General features: G+C 59.4%; 16 protein-coding genes. 3 read left to right on the top strand and 13 right to left on the bottom strand.

Features of this window, described 5'->3' with window-relative positions; all coding sequences use genetic code 11:
• Positions 1-33 precede the first annotated feature (33 nt).
• The 6 genes from NL116_RS13115 to NL116_RS13090 form a co-directional block, all read right to left on the bottom strand.
• A complete protein-coding gene (locus NL116_RS13115; protein ID WP_494377528.1) occupies positions 34-441 on the bottom strand; it encodes a response regulator in 408 nt (135 codons plus the stop codon).
• Between the two features lie 111 nt (positions 442-552).
• Positions 553-2,160, bottom strand: a complete 1,608-nt coding sequence (locus tag NL116_RS13110) for a GMC family oxidoreductase (RefSeq protein WP_494377527.1) — start codon at positions 2,158-2,160, stop codon at positions 553-555.
• Positions 2,161-2,339: 179 nt separating this feature from the next.
• The gene (locus NL116_RS13105; RefSeq protein ID WP_494377526.1) at positions 2,340-3,557 is read right to left on the bottom strand and encodes a mandelate racemase/muconate lactonizing enzyme family protein; all 1,218 of its coding nucleotides are present in this window, start codon (positions 3,555-3,557) and stop codon (positions 2,340-2,342) included.
• A 13-nt stretch (positions 3,558-3,570) separates the two neighbouring features.
• Complete coding sequence (locus NL116_RS13100; RefSeq protein ID WP_494377525.1) at positions 3,571-4,893, bottom strand: MFS transporter; 1,323 nt, start codon at positions 4,891-4,893, stop codon at positions 3,571-3,573.
• Between the two features lie 84 nt (positions 4,894-4,977).
• Positions 4,978-6,402, bottom strand: coding sequence for an aldehyde dehydrogenase (gene aldA, locus NL116_RS13095; RefSeq protein ID WP_494377524.1), 1,425 nt, complete (start codon positions 6,400-6,402; stop codon positions 4,978-4,980).
• Positions 6,403-6,636: 234 nt separating this feature from the next.
• Positions 6,637-7,569 carry a LysR substrate-binding domain-containing protein gene (locus tag NL116_RS13090; RefSeq protein WP_494377523.1) on the bottom strand — a complete coding sequence of 311 codons (933 nt, stop codon included), beginning with the start codon at positions 7,567-7,569 and terminating at the stop codon, positions 6,637-6,639.
• A gap of 185 nt (positions 7,570-7,754) precedes the next feature.
• Between NL116_RS13090 and NL116_RS13085 the strand changes: the two genes are divergently transcribed.
• Both NL116_RS13085 and NL116_RS13080 read left to right on the top strand, forming a co-directional pair.
• On the top strand, positions 7,755-8,933 hold the full coding sequence (locus NL116_RS13085) for a hypothetical protein (protein WP_494377522.1): 1,179 nt from the start codon (positions 7,755-7,757) through the stop codon (positions 8,931-8,933).
• 143 nt (positions 8,934-9,076) lie between these two features.
• Complete coding sequence (locus NL116_RS13080; RefSeq protein WP_494377521.1) at positions 9,077-9,952, top strand: LysR substrate-binding domain-containing protein; 876 nt, start codon at positions 9,077-9,079, stop codon at positions 9,950-9,952.
• 124 nt (positions 9,953-10,076) lie between these two features.
• On the opposite strand, the gene NL116_RS13075 is transcribed toward NL116_RS13080, so the two are convergent.
• From NL116_RS13075 to NL116_RS13045, 7 genes are all read right to left on the bottom strand, one after another.
• Complete coding sequence (locus tag NL116_RS13075; RefSeq protein WP_494377520.1) at positions 10,077-11,441, bottom strand: MFS transporter; 1,365 nt, start codon at positions 11,439-11,441, stop codon at positions 10,077-10,079.
• A gap of 159 nt (positions 11,442-11,600) precedes the next feature.
• Positions 11,601-13,034 (bottom strand): NAD-dependent succinate-semialdehyde dehydrogenase, encoded by a 1,434-nt coding sequence (locus NL116_RS13070; RefSeq protein ID WP_494377519.1) that lies wholly within the window; start codon positions 13,032-13,034, stop codon positions 11,601-11,603.
• Positions 13,031-14,065, bottom strand: a complete 1,035-nt coding sequence (locus NL116_RS13065) for an aldo/keto reductase (protein ID WP_494377518.1) — start codon at positions 14,063-14,065, stop codon at positions 13,031-13,033. Before NL116_RS13065 ends, NL116_RS13070 begins: the two co-directional genes overlap by 4 nt.
• A gap of 10 nt (positions 14,066-14,075) precedes the next feature.
• Positions 14,076-14,588, bottom strand: coding sequence for a formaldehyde-activating enzyme (fae, locus tag NL116_RS13060; RefSeq protein ID WP_494377517.1), 513 nt, complete (start codon positions 14,586-14,588; stop codon positions 14,076-14,078).
• 296 nt (positions 14,589-14,884) lie between these two features.
• Complete coding sequence (locus NL116_RS13055) at positions 14,885-15,154, bottom strand: pentapeptide MXKDX repeat protein (RefSeq protein ID WP_494377516.1); 270 nt, start codon at positions 15,152-15,154, stop codon at positions 14,885-14,887.
• Between the two features lie 46 nt (positions 15,155-15,200).
• Positions 15,201-15,986 carry a molybdopterin-dependent oxidoreductase gene (locus NL116_RS13050; protein WP_494377515.1) on the bottom strand — a complete coding sequence of 262 codons (786 nt, stop codon included), beginning with the start codon at positions 15,984-15,986 and terminating at the stop codon, positions 15,201-15,203.
• A complete protein-coding gene (locus NL116_RS13045; protein WP_494377514.1) occupies positions 15,983-16,603 on the bottom strand; it encodes a cytochrome b/b6 domain-containing protein in 621 nt (206 codons plus the stop codon). Before NL116_RS13045 ends, NL116_RS13050 begins: the two co-directional genes overlap by 4 nt.
• Positions 16,604-16,769: 166 nt before the next feature.
• Here NL116_RS13045 and NL116_RS13040 point away from each other — a divergent pair, with 166 nt between their 5' ends.
• Positions 16,770-17,711 (top strand): class I SAM-dependent methyltransferase, encoded by a 942-nt coding sequence (locus NL116_RS13040; RefSeq protein ID WP_494377513.1) that lies wholly within the window; start codon positions 16,770-16,772, stop codon positions 17,709-17,711.
• Positions 17,712-17,713 lie beyond the last annotated feature (2 nt).

The following is a 17,713-nucleotide window of genomic DNA, read 5'->3' as shown; positions in this document are numbered from 1 at the left end:
TTGCGAGATGGACTCATGCAACGCAATGACGCTTCAGTTGAGAGGTTTGGACTTCAAGGCGCCCGCGACGCAGTCGAGCAATTGGCCGATTGCCCAGGGCTTTTTGATGAACGAAACTGAATGCCGGACCCCGGAGCTTTGAGGGGTTTCATAACCGGACATGATCATGATCGGCTTGTCTGGCCAGCGGTCACCAAACTGATTGGCCAGGTCAGCGCCATTGAGCGTGCCCGGCATGGTGATGTCGGTGAGCAACAGGCAGACATTGTCCGCCTGTTGCTCCAGGTACACAGAAGCGGCATCCGCGTTGGGCTGTGGCTGAACCTTGAACCCCTCGCCCTCAAGAATTTCGCAGAGAAAGTCAAGGATCACCGGGTCATCCTCGACCACCAGAATCAACCCGCCAGTTACGTTCGTGCCCATCGTCGATACTGGCCCCATGATTCAATACTCCCTGAATACACCTATGATTTTGCGCAATAAATCCGCGGCTTATCCGTATGAGCAGCGGACGGGGCGGAAATTCATTTTTGATACTCAGAGGTTATGAAATCAGGCGTCCTGCAAAATCAGATCGGCGCCCTTCTCGGCCACCATCAGCACCGCCGCGTGGGTATTGCCCGACGTCACGTTAGGAAAAATCGACGCATCGACGATGCGCAATCCCTCAAGACCATGGACTCTCAAACGTTGGTCGACCACGGACTTCTGCTCATCCGAACCCATGGCGCAGGAACCACACAGGTGGTAGATCGAGCCACTGTTTTCGCGGAAGTATTGCAGCATTTGTTCGTCGGTTTCGACGACCGGCCCCGGCAACACTTCTTCAACCGTGACGCCTTTAAGCGCTGGCGCCTGCATGATTTTGCGCATCAAGCGGCTGCCCTGAACGACCTCGTCGATGTCCTTCTGGGTGCTCAAGTAATTGGGGTCAATCAGCGCAGCATCCCGCGGGTTTTTTGAGGCAATCTCGACGTGCCCGCGACTGGTCGGACGGCACGGGTTGAAGCACAACAGAAAGCCTGAGTACGGCTCCGGCTTGAGGCTGGCCTTGTTGTTTTTCGGGATCTGGTACGACAGCGGGTTGAAGTACAACTGCAGGTTCGGGTTGGTTTGCTGGTCGTTGCCACGGAAGAATCCGCCGGCCTGATTGACACTCATCGCCAGCGCGCCCTTGCGGGTAAACAGGTATTTGAGACCAAGTTTGAACTGACCGAACAACGAACTCAGCTCATCGTTGAGCGTCGGGATATTGGCCTTGTAGTAATAGCTGGCGCACAGGTGGTCCTGCAGGTTTTGCCCCACCGCCGGCAGGTGCTTGACCATCGGGATCTTGTGTTTGGCCAGCAGCTTCTCGTCCGCGACACCGGACAGTTGCAGGATCTTTGGCGTGTCCACGGCACCGGCGCAAAGAATCACTTCCTTGTTGGCGGTGAAGGTTCGGACCACGCCGTGCTGGGTGATGGAAATGCCGGTGGCGCGGTCCTTATCGAACAGTACCCGATCCACCAGGGCGTAATGCTCGACGGTCAGGTTCGGCCGAGTCAGTGCCGGGTGCAGATGCGCGAAGCTGCTGGAGCAACGCTGACCGTTTTTGGTGTTGACGTCGTAGATGCCCGCGCCTTCAAATGTCGGTCCGTTGAAATCGTCGCTGAGCGGATAGCCGAGTTCATCGCAGCCTTTGAGGAACACGTCGCAGATCGGATGGGTCTGGCCCTTCATCGGCGTGATGCTGATCGGACCGCTGCTTCCATGGTATTCGCTGTCCCCCAGCGGATGGTTTTCCAGTTTGCGGAAATACGGCAGGACGTCTTTGAAGCCCCAGCCTTCGTTGCCGTTGGCCGCCCAATCGTCAAAGTCATGGGCCTGGCCACGGACGTAGATCATCGCGTTAATCGAGCCTGAACCGCCCTGAACCTTGCCGCGGGGTGCGTAGATTTCGCGGTTAGCCAATTGCTTTTGTGGCTGGCTGTAATACATCCAGTTGAAGGTGGGGTTGTAATACATTTTGGCGAAGCCGACCGGGATCTTGAACCACAAGGAACTGTCCTTGCCGCCCGCCTCCAGTAGCAATACCGAATGTTTGCCACTGGCCGATAGCCGGTTGGCCAGGATGCAGCCTGCGGCGCCAGCGCCAGCGATGATGTAGTCGTAAGTCATGCAGGGTTACCGCGTAAGTCGTTGTACAAAAAAACCACCCAACTGTCAGTCAATCCACGATCCCTGTGGGAGCGAGCTTGCTCGCGATGGCGTCGTGTCAGTCAACATCAATGCTGAATGTCAGGCCCTCATCGCGAGCAAGCTCGCTCCCACAGGTGTTGCGAATGGGCGGCGTCCCGTCAGCCTCTGGCTGGCGATGTGTCTTTGACGTCTGCCGGAGTCGCCGCCATTTGCAGGTGCAGGCGCTCGCCGGTGTATGGCGAATGCTTGCGCACCACGTCCATGTTCAGCTCCACACCCAGGCCCGGCTCGGTGGACGGGATGATGTAGCCGTCCTCCCATTGCAGCGGCCTGGTCAGGACTTCGGCGTGGAAACCGCCCCAGGTCATGATGCTTTCCTGGATCAGGAAGTTCGGCGTGCAGGTCGCCAGCTGGAAACTCGCTGCCGCGCCAATCGGCCCGTTGTAGAGGTGCGGGGCGATCTGCGCGTAATAGGCTTCAGCCATGCTGGCGATCTTTTTCGCTTCCAGCAGACCGCCGCAACGGGCGACGTTCATCTGCAGAATCGACGCACCGCCGGCTTGCAACAGCTTGAAGAATTCGTACTTGGTGGTCAGTCGCTCACCCGTGGCAATCGGAATCGAAGTCTTGGCCGCGACCTGTGCCATGGCCTCTTCCTGACCCGGCGGCACCGGTTCTTCGAACCACAGCGGGTCGTACTTCTCAAGACGCTTGGCCAGGCGAATCGCCGATGACGGCACCATTTGCCCGTGGGTGCCGAAGAGCAAATCGCACTTGTCGCCCACCGCTTCGCGGATCTTGCGGCAGAAAGTTTCGCAACGGTCCAGCACTTCCAGGGAAATCTGGTGCCCGGAGTACGCGGTGTACGGCCCGGCCGGGTCGAACTTCACGGCGGTGAAGCCTTTGTTCATGTTCTCGATGGCGCACTCGGCGGCCAGGTCCGGGTCGTCGTAGTCGTACTCGCCCTTGCTGTTCACCGGGTAGAGGTAGGTGTAGGAACGCAAGCGTTCGTTGACCTTGCCGCCCAGCAGTTCATACACCGGTTTGTTCGCCGCTTTGCCAATGATGTCCCAGCACGCCATTTCCAGGCCACTGACCACGCCCATCATGGTCAGGTCCGGACGCTGGGTGAAACCGCTCGAATAGGCCTGACGGAAGAACCGTTCGATGTGGTGCGGGTCCTGGTTGAGCAGGTAGCGTTCGAATACGTCTTCGATGATTGGCAACATGGCTTTGGGTCCGAAAGTCGCGGCGTAGATTTCGCCCACGCCTTCGATGCCGCAATCGGTTTTGATCTTGACGAACAGCCAGTACATCCCGCCGATGTGCGGTGGCGGTACGGCGACGATATGGGTTTCTAAGGCGACGATTTTCATCACAGGCACCTGCTTATTTCAAAGAAGTCTTGATCAAAGATTTACGATTGATACGTGCGCGCAAGGTCAGGGCCGCGAAGGTCCCGAGCAGGCCGACGAAAGCGATGTAGCTGAAGTAGAGCTTGTAACCAAAGGCGCCCGGGAAATGTTCGGTGAGGTAGCCGTTGATCAACGGAATAAACGCGTCTGGCAGGTAACCGACCACCGAGACAATGCCGATGGCCAGCCCCGTGATGCGCAGCGGAATGTTGCAGGTATCGAGGATCGCCCAGTACAAGCCGCGAATGGCGTAGGTCATCAGGCCGATGAAAATCACCGTGCCGACCAGCAGGCCCATGCTGTTGAGCGCCGGGAACACGATCAGGCCGACCATCGCCAACGTCGCGCAAAACAGCGCCACGATCAGCACGGAGATGTTCGAGAACTTGTCACCCAGCCAGCCGCCGCCGATACCACCAATCGGGCGCATCCACAGCTTGATGGTGGTGATGGTGCCGGCCATGACCGCGGTCATGCCGCCGCCCTGCAGGTAATCGGAGAAGCTGTAAGTGGCCCAGAAGATGTGATAACCGCAGAACACGATGGCAGTGACCAGCCAAAGCTCCGGGATTTTCACCAGGGTGGTCAGGTCGCTGAGCAGGTTGTACTTGCCCTTCTCCACCGGCGCCGTGTCTTCCATCGACTTCGGGTCCTTGATCAACACCAGCACACAGCCGATGGCGATACAGGTGAAGGCGTACAGGTAGATCACGTGCTTGAAGCCTTCGGCCGCCGATTCGCCGCGGGTTTCGGTGGCGAAGGCAAACAGCCCCAGTGCGACCGTTGCCAACAAGGCTTCGACCAGGCCACGACCGCCATCGAGGATGCCGAAGAACCGGCCCTGTTCGGTGTGATGGGCAATCATTTTCACGCGCTTGAGCACCGAGGCCCAGAACGTCAGGCCGGTGGTCAGGCCCCAGCAACCGAAGATGATCATCAAGCCGGTCATGGACGGCGCGGTGGAATACCACAGGCCCAGGGCGCCGGTGGCGACCAGCGAGAAGAAAATCAGAAAGCGAGGGGCAATGCGATCCGCCAGCCAGCCACTCGGCAAGTAACTCAGGAGGAAAATCGTACCGAGCATCGAGTACAGATAACCCAGCTCGCTGTGGCTGATCTGGAACACGTCGAGCATGGTGGTCTGGTAGACCTGGCGCAGGTACAGGATCGGGTAGATCGCACCGGCGGCCAGCACCAATAACATCAGTTGGACATAGCGACTTCCCTTGTCACTGTGACTCATTGAACCCGCATTCGAACCCTGAACAGCGGCAGCAGTGGATGCTAGCTTGGACATCTAGGTGACCTCTGGCCGCCCGGTGGTCCGGGTGGCCCTGTTAATTGTTTTTATGGGTGTTGCGTGAGGCGTGTTGCCGGTGGATCAGTACGTCATGACCACGAGACGGGTCTGGGTGAACTCGAGCATGCCGTGCTTGCCGTCATCGCCGCCCAGGCCTGAGCGTTTCCAGCCGGCGTGGTAGCCCTGGTACGGATCGGCCGGGGTGCGATTGACGTAGAGCTCGCCGGCTTCGATGGCGTTGGCGACTTTCATCGTGGTGCGGTAGTTCTCGGTGTAGAGCACCGAGGCCAGGCCGAACTGATGGTCGTTGGCCATCGCCAGCGCTTCGTCGATGTCGCGGTACTTGAGCACCGGCAGCACCGGGCCGAAGATTTCTTCCTGGATGATTTCCATGTCCTGGCGGCAGCCGCTAAGCAGCGTCGGCGGGTAGAAATGGCCCTTGCCCTGCGGGATGAAACCACCGGTTTCCAGGACCGCGCCGTCCGCGATGGCGCGTTCGACCATGGCGTGGATGTTTTGCTGCGAACTGGCGTTGACCAACGGGCCCATCAGACGGGTATCTGTGGCGCGGTCGCCGAACTTCACGGCGCTGATTTTCGCTTTCAGCAGCGCGAGGAACTGTTCGTACACGCTTTCCTGCACGTAGACCCGCTCCACCGCCGTGCACAACTGCCCGCAGTGAGTAGTCTTCGAGGCGATGATGGTGGTTGCAGCGGCTTCAAGGTCGGCGTCGGCTTCGATGATCGCCGGGGTTTTTCCGCCCAGCTCCAGCGATGGCTTGGCGATGTTGGCCTTGCAGTAATCGAGCACGATGCGCCCGGCATTGACGCTGCCGGTCAGGGTGATCAGGCCCACAGCCTTATGCGTACATACAGCGGCAGCCGTGGCGTGATCCATGGTCAGGATGTTCACCACGCCGGCAGGCATTCCGGATTGCGCCACGGCCTTGGCGATTTCAAATGCCGAGGTCGGTGTGTTGTTGCTTGGGCGCACCACCACGGTGTTGCCAGCAATCAGCGCCGGGGCGATTTTGCGCAGCAGCGTATAGACCGGGTAGTTGAACGGAATCAGGCACGCGACCACGCCAATGGCTTCGCGGTGCAGGAACAGGTTTTCGTTCGGGGAGTCGCTGGGAATGATCTCGCCTTCAATGCGGCGGGCCCATTCGGCGTGATAGCGGGTGATCTGCGCCGCGTAACGGGCTTCGTTGCTGGCATCAGCAACGCTTTTGCCGGATTCAGCTGCCAGGGCGGCGCCGATGGTTTCGGCGCTAGCGTCCAGGGCATCGGCGAAGGCACGCAGGTGTTCGGCGCGTTCGATGCTGGTGAGTTTGCCCCAGACCTTTTGCGCAGCGGCAGCCGTTTCGACCGCGTTGACCGCTTCACCAGCGGTGGCGGCCGAGACGTGGCCCAGCAATGCTTCGGTCGCCGGGTTATAGACTGCGATCAGCGCGTCGCTGGCAGGTTCGATGAATTGGCCGTTAACAAAGTTTCGCTCGAGTCGCATGTGCATCGCCCATCGTTGTTTTTATCCAGTTCGAGCAGTCTTGGCATCCTGAGCGGGTTGAACAAACGATTTATTGAGCGGGCAAACATTCGAAAAATGAAGGTTACTCCCAAAAACGATGAGATCCCTTGTAGGAGCCGAGCTTGCTCGCGATGGCGTCAGACCTGCCAGCACCTATGTTGAATGACACGCCGCCATCGCGAGCAAGCTCGGCTGCTACAGGGGTTGTGTGGATTAGAGGGCGGCGGTGGAGGGTTCGAGCTGTCGTTGCGCCAACCAGATTTCTTCCTGCAACCACTGGCTGAACACTTGCAATTGCGGCATCTGGGTCTGCTCCGGCCGGGTCACCAGCCAGTAGGACTGGTGCCCTTCCACGTGCACGTTGAGCACCTGGGTCAACTGCCCGCTGGCCAGTTCCGGGGCGACCATGTGCCAGTCGGCAATGGTGATGCCCAAACCGTCGATGGCCGCGCGGATCGCCAGGTCCAGCAAGTCGAATTCATACCCGCCCTGGGTGTCGACCCCGTTGATGCGCGCTGCGTCCAGCCAGTGTTTCCAGGTGAGGTAACGCTGGTCTTCCCGGGCCAGCACGTGCAGCAACGTCAGGCGATTGAGGTCGATGCCCTGCTCGCCCCACTCCCGGGCATACAAGGTCGGCGCGCACACGGCGATATGCCGTTCCTGGATCAACATCGAGCTGTCCAGGCCATCCCATTCGCCGTCGCCGAAGCGGATCGCACAATCAAGGGTGCTGGTTTCCGCCAGGCTGTCCTGCAAGCGCGTGGTGATGCTCAATTCCAGCTCGGGATGCTTCTCCCGCAGGCGCCCCAGACGCGGCATCAGCCAGCGATTGGTAAAGGTCGGCGGCGCATTGATGTGCAGGCGATTGGAATGGGTTTTCTGCTGGATGCTGCGCACCGTCAGCTCGATCTTGTCGAAGGATTGATGCAACGCCCGCAGCAGCACTTTGCCGGCGCTGGTCAGTTCGAGGTGATGATGGCGACGCTCCAGCAGGCTTTCTCCAAGCTGTTCTTCCAATTGACGGACCTGGCGACTGACCGCGCTCTGGGTCACGTTTAACAACTCGGCGGCGCGGGTAAAACTACCGGTGCTGCCGGCCACTTCAAACGCCTTGAGGGCATTAAGACCGGGCATTTTGCGTTTCATGAAAAGCACTCGAGGACGTTAGCTGATGAGGCAAGCATCCCATGGCTGCCACACATTGTCCTACAGGATTTTCCCACTAACATGCATCTGAGGAAGGTTCCCGCGTATTTTTAATCGTTTGTTCAACCCACCGTTCATCGCAAGACTGGCAGGCATCTCATATAAAAATAACCGAGAGCTGCCCCATGCCCTTCTCTGCTTCATTGCGCCTAAGTCCTCTGTACATCGCTCTGTTTTGCACCTTTGCGGCCCCAGCCATGGCCGTGCAAGTGACCGACAATCTTGACCTGGGCGGCGCGGTTCGTGCGCGCTGGGACTATGACCCGGATCGCGACATCCAGAAATTTGGCCTGGACACGATGTTCCTCAGCGCCAAGTACAACTCCGACAGCTGGATCGGCGAGGCCCAGTACCGTTTCTATGGTCGTTCCTATCCGTATCAGTACACCAAGCATTACGGTGATATTCAGTTCGCCAAGTTCGCGTGGGCTGGCTACAAATTCAACCCCGACCAGCAGGTGCAAGTGGGCCTGAACACAGTGCCATTCGGTTTGCAGCCGTACTTCGGCAGCACCTTCTACGAAACCCTGGGCAACGTCATCGGCCTGGAAGATCTGCAACAAGTCGGCGCCAAGTACATCCAGCAAATCGGCGACTGGAACCTCCAGACCGGTTACTACCTGCGCCCGGCGTGGCAAGGCAAAGGCACCAGTAACGGGGTCACTTACTCCAGCGTGGTGTCCGAAGCCGACAGTTATGTCGCCGACGGCAGCAACAATCAGGAGCGCAACACCGTGGTGCTGCGAGTGGCCAAGGCATTGGACCTGGGACCGTGGAAATCGGAAATCGGCCTCTCGGGCCTGAGCTCATCGCTGGAGAACAAGGACACCCATGACAATGGCCGGCGCAACGCCGTGGCCATCCACTACCTGGGCAAGAACGGTCCATGGGGGGTGCAATTGCAAGCGGCGCGGCAACAGATGTCGCCGCGCAACCCTGGCACCGATGAGCTTGTCACCTTTGGTGGTTATGACGGCACGTACAACGTCGCCAGCCGCGGCAACTTGTATGTGGCAGATCTCAGCTACGACGTGGCCGGGAAATACCTGTTCGATCAGGTCAGCGGGGTCAAGCTGTACGCCAACTACAGCGCCTTCGATAAATCCGCCAGCGCGTTCAAGACGTCGGAGCGGATGATTTTGGGCAGCTCATTTTCGGTGAGCAAGTTGTGGGTCGCGGCGGAGTGGTTGTTTGGCAAGAATGATCCGTATATCGGGGGGAGCAGCTATACCCAGAGTCTGGGGGCTGGCGGGAGTGATCAGTGGGAGAATCAGTTGTATGTGAACGTTGGGTATTACTTCTGATCGGGTATTTCTAGCGTCCTTTAGGACGAATCAACACTTGCATCAGCCCTTGGCAAATAGTCAGATAGGCACCACAGAGACCGCCACCAAAACAATAAACCGGCCCGACGCGACACCGGAGGCCGGTACGGAGTCCACCTTCGATGCGTCAACTGCCCTCGCTCACTATGCTGCGCGTCTTCGAAGAGGTCGCGCGTCATCGCAGTTTCAGCCAGGCAGCGCTGGGCCTGAACGTCACCCAAGGCGCCGTCAGTCGCCAGATCAAGCAGCTGGAAGATTACCTCGGCGTCGCGCTGTTTGTGCGCACACCGCAAGGCTTGTCGTTGACCGAATCCGGCATCGCCCTCTCCCCGCATCTGGCGGAAGCCTTCGATCACATTGAACGGGCCCTGCAAGCCGTGCGCGTGCCCAACCTGCGCCAGCGCCTGAGAATCCTCGCGCCACCGACCTGGGCGACACGCTGGTTATCGGCGCATTTGCGCGTGTTCTGTCAGCGCTATCCCGACATCAGCCTGAGCGTCACCAACCAGGCCGGCCACGACAGCCTCGCGGAAATCGACTGCCACATCCGCTTCGGCCTCGAAGCCAACAGCCATTGCAGCAGCCAATTGCTGGTGATGGAACGGCACATCGCCGTGGCCAGCCCGGAGTTGTTCAGCGACGGTCAGCCACCGGATCTGCGGCGTTTTCCGCTGCTGCACATCCTGCACGACGGCAAGCGCCTGAAGGTCTGGGAAAACTGGCTGGCGGCCATGGGGCGCGACGATGTCGATGCGGGGCAAGGGCTGGAATTCAGCACGCTGGATCAAGTGATCCACACCGCACTGGCGGGGGGTGGCCTGGCGGTGATTGACCGGCAGATGATCGAGAAGGAATTGGCCAATGGCAGCCTGCTGCCGATTACCCCGGTGGAGGTGATCGGGCCGTATGGCTACTGGCTGGATGTGGCGAATGACAAGCAGGGATTGTCGAAGGTGCGGTTGTTTACCGATTGGTTGGGGCTGGTCAGCAATCCCTGAATCACCCCATACCCCTGTGGGAGCGAGCTTGCTCGCGATGAGGGAGTGCCAGTCGACATCAATGTTGACTGATCCGCCGCCATCGCGAGCAAGCTCGCTCCCACATTGGGACTTTGACAGTCAGTTAGACCGGGGCCGGGACTTTCACTGCCACCGCTGCGCCACCCTCCACCGGGCTCTGCGCCTTGCATGCCTGGCTCAGTGTCAGCGATTTGGTTTCCGGCGCCCAGGCCCAGGACAGCCAGGCCCCGATGGCCAGGATCGCCGCCAGAATCCCCATGGTCGGGCTCAAGCCGATCCCCGCCACACTCACCGGCAACAGGAACGTGCTGATCGCCGAACCCAACCGGCTGACCGCCGTGGCCAGGCCAATTCCGCTGGCCCGCACTTCAGTCGGGAAGCTCTCGGCCGGGAACACGCCCACCAGGTTACTTACCGCCGACAACACCAGGGTGAACAGCCCGAACACCAACACCATCAAGAACGCTGCACTGCTCGGCAACACCGCCAACATGAACAGCGCGACCGCCAGGATGATGAACGAGTTGATCAAGAACCCGCGGCGCGAGAATTTGATCGTGCACCAGATCCCGATCAACGCGCCGAGGATCAGCAGCATGTTCAACATCAGCTCAGTGCCGAAACCTTCGGCCAGGCCCATCTTCTGCAGAATCGACGGCAGAAAGGTGTAGATGGCGAAGTACGGCATGACGATGCAGACAAAGAACAGGCAGTTGAACGCCGTGCGCTTGCGGTATTCACGGCTGAACAGCACTGCGTAGCCGGAACGGGTTTCGGTGGATTGGGTTTCGTCGAGTTCGACGTTGGCGCCCAAGTGCTTCTTGACGATCGCTCGCGCCTCGGCAATTCGGCCCTGGTTCACCAGCCAGCGCGGCGATTCCGGCGTGCCGATGCGCGCAATCAGAATCAACGCCGCAGGAATCGCTGAAGACGCCAGCATCCAGCGCCAGGCGTCATCGCCGAGGCTGAGCATGGCGGTGCCGACAAACGTCGCGGCAACATAGCCGAAGGTCCAGATCACACTGAATGAACCGAGCAACACGCCACGATGTTTCTTCGGCGCAAACTCGGCCAGCATCGCGTGACCGACGCTGAAATCACCGCCTAGCCCGATGCCGATCAGCACCCGACACAAAAACAGGCCCATGGCGGTTTCCGCATAGAACTGCATCACCGAGGCGATGGTGATCAGCACGAAGCTGACCAGGAAAATTTTCTGGCGGCCGACCTTGTCGGAGATCCAGCCGAAAAACAGACTGCCCAGGAACAGGCCGATCAGGGCCGAAGCGCCGATCAGCCCTTGCCAGAACGCATCCAGGTGCATCTGCGGGCTCAGCAAGGTGAATGCAATGCCGATCAGGCCGAGGATGTAGCCGTCGGTGAAGTGCGCGCCGAAAGTCAGGCCGGCGATTTTCAGGTGAAAGCGCCCGATGGGCAGGTCGTCGATTTTTACCGGTTGTACAGACATGTAAATCTCCCATTGTTGTTATTGACGGAGAAATGAAACCGATCGTGCTTTTACTGTGGGAGCGAGCTTGCTCGCGATGGCAGTGTGTCAGTCGAAGCCGTATTGCCTGATACACCGCCATCGCGAGCAAGCTCGCTCCCACAGGGGGTGGGTGACGCCTTAAAGGCCGCCCATCAACAAGTATTTGATTTCCAGGTAGTCATCCAGACCGTACTTCGAACCCTCGCGACCGAGGCCCGATTCCTTGATGCCACCGAACGGCGCCACTTCTGTGGAAATGATCCCTTCGTTGATCCCGACCATCCCCGCTTCGAGGCCTTCGGCCATGCGCCACACGCGGCCGATGTCGCGGCTGTAGAAGTAGGCCGACAAACCGAATGGCGTGTCGTTGGCCTTTTGCAGCACTTCGGCTTCGTCCTTGAAACGGAAGCAGGCCGCCACCGGCCCAAAGGTTTCTTCCTGGGCAATGAGCATTTCGCTGCTGGCTTCGGCGAGGATAGTCGGCTCGAAGAACGTGCCGCCGAGCGCATGACGGCGACCGCCGCACAACAGCGTGGCGCCCTTCTCCAGCGCATCGCCGACGTGCAGTTCGACCTTGGCCAGCGCCGCCGCATTGATCAGCGGGCCTTGCTCGGTTTCACCGTCCAGCGCACTGCCAACCCGCATCGCCGCCACCGCTTCCGCGAGCTTGCCGGTGAAGGCTTCGTAAACGCCGTCCTGAATGAAGAAGCGGTTCACACAGACGCAAGTCTGCCCGGTGTTACGGAATTTCGAGGCCATCGCGCCTTTGACCGCCGCATCCAGATCGGCGTCGTCGAAGACAATGAACGGCGCGTTGCCACCCAGTTCCAGCGAGACCTTTTTCAAGGTTTCCGCCGCCTGGCGCATCAGCAATTTGCCGGTGCGCGTGGAGCCGGTGAACGACAGTTTGCGCACGATGCTCGACGCTTGCAGCGCCCCACCGATGGCCACTGCATCGCCGGATACAATGTTGAACACTCCGGCCGGAATACCCGCCTGCTCCGCCAACACCGCCAGGGCGAAGGCCGACAGCGGCGTCTCTTCCGAAGGTTTGAGGATCATCGTGCAACCGGCCGCCAATGCCGGACCGACCTTGCGGGTGACCATGGCCAGCGGGAAATTCCACGGGGTGATCGCGGCGACCACACCGATGGCTTCCTTGACCACAATGATTCGCGCATCAGCCTTGTGGCTCGGGATCACGTCGCCGTAAGCACGCTTGGCCTCTTCGGCAAACCACTCCAGAAAACTCGCGGCGTAAACCACTTCGCCCATGGCTTCGGCCAACGGCTTGCCTTGTTCGCGGCTGAGCAGGATTGCCAGATCCTTCTGGTTGCTCAGCATCAGCTCGCTCCAGCGCTTGAGCTTCTGGCTGCGTTCCTTGGCGGTGAGCTTGCGCCACGCCGGCAACGCGCGGTTGGCGGCGTCAATGGCCCGATTGGTTGCTTCGGCACCGGCCTTTTCTACGTCGGTGATCAACTCGCCGTTGGCCGGGTTGAACACCGGGTAAGTCGGGCCACCGGACGACCATTGGCCGTCGATAAAATTGCCCGTGCGGATCAGCGCGCTCATGCCACAGCCTCAGTCAGGGTGAAGCGTTCCAGACCCGGACGGGCCGAACGCAGGATACGTTTGCCGGCGGTGTAATCGTTGATCACGTCGCACGGGGTGTAATTGCGTTCCAGTTCGTGCAGTTCTTCGGCGTCGAGTCTGGTATCGAGCGCGGCCAGCGCACTGTCGAACTGTTCGGTGGTGTCAGCGCCGACCAGCATGCAATCCACACCCGGATGGTTGGCGACCCAAGCCTGGGCGATTTGCGCGTTGGACACGCCGCGGGCACGGGCGACACGTTGCACAGAATGGGCGATTTCGAACGAGGCTTCGTCGCTGTACATCTGCTGCGTGAAGAAGTCGGTCTGGTTGCGGGTCGACTGCGCGTCGCCGGTCAGCAAGCCACGGGCCAGCGGGCTGAACACCGAGACGCCGAGGCCTTGGTCGCGGCAGAACGGAATCATTTCCCGCTCTTCTTCGCGGTAAGCGCAGTTCAGTTGCAGCTGCATGTTGATCGGCTTGACCCAACCGTTGCGCTCACAGGCCATGAGGATTTTCGCCAATTGGCCGGTGAGCATGGTCGAGACGCCGATGTAGCGCGCCTTGCCGGAACGCACGATATCGTTCATGGCACTCATGGTTTCTTCGACCGGCGTGTTTACATCGAAGTAATGCAGCATGAACACATCGACGTAATCCATGTTCAGGCGCTTCAGCGAAGCATCGATGCTGTCCATGATGTGCTTGCGGGAATGGCCGCTGGCGTTAATACCGTTGCGAGTGCCGTAGCCGACTTTAGTGGTAATGACCAGGTCTTCACGACGGGCCAGGCGCTTGACAATGCGCCCCACCACTTCTTCGCCGACACCGGCGGAATAGAAATCCGCGAGGTCGATAAAGTTCACGCCGTTATCGAGGGCGTGCGCGACGATCGGCTCGCTTTTCTTCTCGTCGAAGATCCACGGTTTCCAGTCCGGGGTGCCCATGTTCATGGTGCCCAGGCACAGGCGGGAGACTTGCAGGCCAGAGTTGCCCAAACGTATGTATTGCATGGTGCGGACCTCAGGCTTTGGGTGTGTAGAAAGGGTTGCTGATGTGATTGACCACATCCGCCAGTTGCGCGGTTTCCGGCTTGCCGGTCAGCGCGGCACGGATCGCCGTGCGGCAGGCGTTGTAGTTGTTCAGGTAAACCGCATCAAGGTCATCGCAGGACGGGTTGACCCAGTTGGCGGTGACGATGGCCCATTCGTCTTCGGCTTCCGGCGGCAAGGTGCCGTCCAGCAACGCTTCAAGCACAGCCTTGGCGATACCGGCCTGGGAGGCGCCCCAGGTGGCGTTGCCGTGCAGGTCGCCGCTAATCGCGGCTTTGTTGACGTAAAGGGTCATTGGCTTGACCGGAATGTTCGGCTGGGCAATCACCATGAACGGGCAGTGCCCCTGGCTTGGCGACGCCAGGCTGTTGGCAAACGCCTGGCCGGCCGGGCCATTGCGCGGGCCGATCAGAATGTTGATGTGCGCGGCGTTCACGCCCGGGCCTTCGAAACCTTCACCGATGTACAGGTCGAGTTCTTTCATGAGTCGTTACTCTTCAGGGAGTTGAGGTTGATCAGAAACGCACGCAGGCAGCGGGCCTGGCGTGGCACATGTCGGGGTTCGAAGAGCGCAGCGGGACGCTGGCGAAGACGCGGCAGAGATGATGAGTCATGGTTGCAAACGCTCTTTTTTGTTGTTGATGAGCTGGTTTGCGATTTTTTAACACTGGAGGTTTGCGCGGCTGTAACCATTAAAAGTCATGAGGGCATGAGTTCAAGTCATACCCTGTAAAACCTGTGGGAGCGGACGGGCTCCCCACAGGCATTCAGAGGATTGGACTATTGCGATGGGGCGTCTTTTTTCATGGTGTCTTTGCTCATGCTGTCCTTGGACATTGCATCTTTGGACATGCTGTCTTTCTTCATCGTGTCCTTGGACATGGAATCCTTTTTCATCGTTGTTTCTTTTTTCATGGTGTCTTTGGACATGGCGTCCTTGGACATCGAATCCTTGCTCATGCCGTCGCTGCTCGTGGTATCGGTAGCAAATACACTGGCGGCGCCCAGTGCGATGCACATGGACAGAACGGCGGTTGCTAGCTTTTTCATGATGTACTCCTTGAAGCTCAGGTTGGGGACGGGGTGAGTTTGCTTGTCAGCTGCCACCGAACCAGTTGTAACCCTGGTCTTCCCAGTAGCCACCGCTGTAGGTGTTGCTGACGAAAATCGCCTGAATGTGTTTGGGGTTTTTGTAGCCCAGCTTGGTGGGCATGCGCAGCTTCATCGGGAAACCGTACTGGCGAGGCAGCACCGCGCCGTCATAGGTCAGCGTCAGCAAGGTTTGCGCATGCAGCGCCGTGGCCATGTCGATGCTGGTGTAGTAATCGTCCGCGCATTTGAAACCGACGTACCTGGCATCGGTGTCGGCGCCGACGCGCTTCAGAAAATCGCTGAACCGTACGCCTCCCCAACGTCCGATGGCACTCCAGCCCTCGACGCAAATGTGCCGGGTGATCTGTTCGGTCTGCGCCATGGCGCGCAGTTCTTCAAGCCGCCAACTGTGTTTGTCCGCAACCATGCCGGTCACTTCCAGCCGGTAGCTTTCTTCCTCCACCGTCGGTGCTTCATCAATCCCGTAGAAGGCATTGAAGGGGAATGGCCGGGTGATCATGGATTCCGGGTAGGTCGGCGCCAGGGCGTTGGGATTGAACAACCAGCCTTGCACCCGATCATTGAAACGGGACATGGACGACAATGCGGTGTCGACGCTTTCGTTGTCGGTCAGGTTGCAGCCAGACAACATCGCCACACCGCCGAGGGTCAGGCCGCGCAGCAGGAACGCGCGGCGCGAAGGGTCGGGGATCTGCGGGGCGAGTATTTTTCGGGCGTCTGTCAGGATCGAGGACTCGTCCAGCCCTGAACGTTCGATGCGCTTTTTCATACCCGCTCCTTGCGGCCGGCGATCATGGCCCACAATGTTTTTGGAACCAGTGCGACCATCAGCAGGTGCACCGCCACGAAAGCCACCAACAGCGACATGGCGAAGAAATGCACCCGTCGCGCGCCTTCGTAGCCCGCCAGCAGTTCACGCAACAGCGGAAACTGGACGGACTTCCAAAGCACCAGCCCGGAGATCACCAACAGCGTGATGTCGACCATCACGAACAGGTAGGCCACCCGTTGCACCTGGTTGTAATGACTCAGGTCGGCGTGGCTCAATCGCCCGCTCAACGCAGCCCACAGGTCATGCAGGACACCTTTGGGCGAGACGGGCAGAAAGCGGCGTTTCAGACGACCGCTGAACAGATTGATGGCGAGATAAACAAGGCCATTGATGGCCAGAAACCACATCGCCGCGAAGTGCCATTGCAGTGCACCGCCGAGCCAGCCGCCCAGCGTGATCGATTTGGGAAAACTGAAGTCATAAATCGGCGAGGCGTTATAAATACGCCAACCGCTAGTGACCATGACCAGCACGGCCAGGGCGTTGAGCCAATGGGTCAGCCGTAACCAGCGCGGATGGCTATTGACGACGGGTGAAGCAGATAGCTGCGACATGTCCGGCTCCCTGCAGTTGTTCGTTGGAGCCGAGTATGGGAGCCGAGAGATCGCCAAATCCTCACGTAAAGTTAAATTAAACGTGATAACTCCCGAGGCGTTGGAACACGCTTCGCCCTGCAATTGTGGTTAAAATGCCGCCCCCTCAAATTGCCGACCCTGCCCGATGAACTCAGACGCACTTGCCACCCTCCACGCCCACCTGCTGACGGCCCTGGCAACGGCCCCTGCGGAAACCCGCCGTTTGTTTCACGGCCGTGGCCGCTGCTGGCCGGGGCTGGAGCAGTTGACCGTCGACTGGTTGCAGGGCGTGGTGCTGGTCGCGCTGTTCAAAGAACCGGAAGTGGCTCAGCTGGAAGATTTGAAACGACTGCTGATGCAGATCACCCAGTCACCCGAGTGGGCACAATCCGGCGCGCACACCTTGCTGCTGCAACATCGCTACCTGCTCCAAAGCACCACCGAGTGGTTGCTGGGGGAGGTGATCGATGAGATGACCATCACCGAGGGCGGCTTGCGGTATCGCGTGGACTTGGGCCGCAAACAGAACACCGGGTTGTTTCTCGACATGCGCTACGGCCGCGACTGGGTGCGGGAGAATGCCCTGGGCAAGCGCGTGCTGAACCTGTTTGCCTACACCTGCGGGTTTTCGGTCGCCGCCATCGAGGGTGGCGCCCAGCACGTGGTCAATCTGGACATGTCCAGCCCGGCCCTGAGCCGTGGGCGCGACAATCACCGGCTCAACGGGCACGATTTGAGCCAGGTCAGTTTTCTTGGTCATGACCTGTTCAAGTCCTGGGGCAAGGTGATTGGCAAGGGGCCTTATGACCTGGTGATCATTGACCCGCCATCCTTCCAAAAAGGCAGTTTTTTGCTGACCAAGGATTACCAGCGCGTGTTGCGCCGGTTGCCGGAATTGCTCAGCCCTGCGGGCGCGGTGCTGGCCTGCATGAATGACCCGGCGTTTGGCTCTGACTTCCTGATCGATGGGGTGATGCGTGAAGCGCCGAGTTTGCGTTTTGAGCAGCGTCTGGAGAATCCGCCGGAGTTTCCGGATGCGGATGTTGAGTGTGGGTTGAAGGCGTTGGTGTTCAAACTGGGCGACTGAAC

Source organism: Pseudomonas sp. FBCC-B1667, assembly GCF_059133255.1.
This window is presented reverse-complemented; position numbering and strand designations above follow the sequence as displayed.

What these genes read in the sequence shown, in the direction of transcription:
- NL116_RS13115 (WP_494377528.1), bottom strand. Translation starts at nt 441, where the DNA reads ATGGGGCCAGTATCGACGATGGGCACGAACGTAACTGGCGGGTTGATT.
- NL116_RS13110 (WP_494377527.1), bottom strand. Translation starts at nt 2,160, where the DNA reads ATGACTTACGACTACATCATCGCTGGCGCTGGCGCCGCAGGCTGCATC.
- NL116_RS13105 (WP_494377526.1), bottom strand. Translation starts at nt 3,557, where the DNA reads ATGAAAATCGTCGCCTTAGAAACCCATATCGTCGCCGTACCGCCACCG.
- NL116_RS13100 (WP_494377525.1), bottom strand. Translation starts at nt 4,893, where the DNA reads ATGTCCAAGCTAGCATCCACTGCTGCCGCTGTTCAGGGTTCGAATGCG.
- aldA (WP_494377524.1), bottom strand. Translation starts at nt 6,402, where the DNA reads ATGCGACTCGAGCGAAACTTTGTTAACGGCCAATTCATCGAACCTGCC.
- NL116_RS13090 (WP_494377523.1), bottom strand. Translation starts at nt 7,569, where the DNA reads ATGAAACGCAAAATGCCCGGTCTTAATGCCCTCAAGGCGTTTGAAGTG.
- NL116_RS13085 (WP_494377522.1), top strand. Translation starts at nt 7,755, where the DNA reads ATGCCCTTCTCTGCTTCATTGCGCCTAAGTCCTCTGTACATCGCTCTG.
- NL116_RS13080 (WP_494377521.1), top strand. Translation starts at nt 9,077, where the DNA reads ATGCGTCAACTGCCCTCGCTCACTATGCTGCGCGTCTTCGAAGAGGTC.
- NL116_RS13075 (WP_494377520.1), bottom strand. Translation starts at nt 11,441, where the DNA reads ATGTCTGTACAACCGGTAAAAATCGACGACCTGCCCATCGGGCGCTTT.
- NL116_RS13070 (WP_494377519.1), bottom strand. Translation starts at nt 13,034, where the DNA reads ATGAGCGCGCTGATCCGCACGGGCAATTTTATCGACGGCCAATGGTCG.
- NL116_RS13065 (WP_494377518.1), bottom strand. Translation starts at nt 14,065, where the DNA reads ATGCAATACATACGTTTGGGCAACTCTGGCCTGCAAGTCTCCCGCCTG.
- fae (WP_494377517.1), bottom strand. Translation starts at nt 14,588, where the DNA reads ATGAAAGAACTCGACCTGTACATCGGTGAAGGTTTCGAAGGCCCGGGC.
- NL116_RS13055 (WP_494377516.1), bottom strand. Translation starts at nt 15,154, where the DNA reads ATGAAAAAGCTAGCAACCGCCGTTCTGTCCATGTGCATCGCACTGGGC.
- NL116_RS13050 (WP_494377515.1), bottom strand. Translation starts at nt 15,986, where the DNA reads ATGAAAAAGCGCATCGAACGTTCAGGGCTGGACGAGTCCTCGATCCTG.
- NL116_RS13045 (WP_494377514.1), bottom strand. Translation starts at nt 16,603, where the DNA reads ATGTCGCAGCTATCTGCTTCACCCGTCGTCAATAGCCATCCGCGCTGG.
- NL116_RS13040 (WP_494377513.1), top strand. Translation starts at nt 16,770, where the DNA reads ATGAACTCAGACGCACTTGCCACCCTCCACGCCCACCTGCTGACGGCC.